The 641-nt window shown below is 70.0% G+C and carries 1 protein-coding gene; it reads left to right on the top strand.

All coding sequences use genetic code 11. The features are described 5' to 3' along the window. Positions 1-178 precede the first annotated feature (178 nt). Positions 179-641 (top strand): histidine kinase (locus PUR56_RS25505; RefSeq protein WP_329950617.1); only part of this gene is annotated, 463 nt, incomplete at its 3' end.

The following is a 641-nucleotide window of genomic DNA, read 5'->3' as shown; positions in this document are numbered from 1 at the left end:
TGCGGGCGGGTCGGCGCCGCCGGCACCACCAACTGGAACAACTCCCACAACTCGTCCGGCACCAGACGCTCCACGATCGTCACCGGACCAGCCTACAAGCCCAAATGAGACGTCTTCTGAGTCAGTTCGCGCCGCACGACAGCGCACCGAGCTCTACCTCCGCTGGTCGCTCTACCTCGTGCCGCTGGTCATGCTCCCGCTGATCATGCTGGCCATCGCCGCCGCCCCGGACGTCCAACCGAACACCGACGGCATCGCCCGGGTCTGCCTGGTCGTCGTCCTGGGCACCACCCTGCTGACCCTGCGGGCCCTGCGCACCTCACTCGACCACTACCTGAAGCGGCCCACCGACCACCTGCGCTGGCTCGTCGCCGTGGGCGTCGTGGCAGTGGCCGGCTCCTGGGCCGTACTGCTGCTCGGCAACCTGATCACGCTCGTCGTCGTCGGACTCAGCTGCCGCAGCTTCGCCTGGTTGCAGTCCGTCGTCTGGGAGCTGGACGCCGCCCGCGAGGCCCAGGCCCGGCTGGCCGTCGCCGAGGAGCGGCTGCGGTTCTCCCGGGACCTGCACGACGTCATGGGCCGCAACCTCACCACCATCGCGCTCAAGAGCGAGCTCGCCGTCCAACTGGCCCGCCGGGGCC

This window comes from Streptomyces sp. BE303, from assembly GCF_036290945.1.
GTDB lineage: Bacteria > Actinomycetota > Actinomycetes > Streptomycetales > Streptomycetaceae > Kitasatospora.
This window is presented reverse-complemented; position numbering and strand designations above follow the sequence as displayed.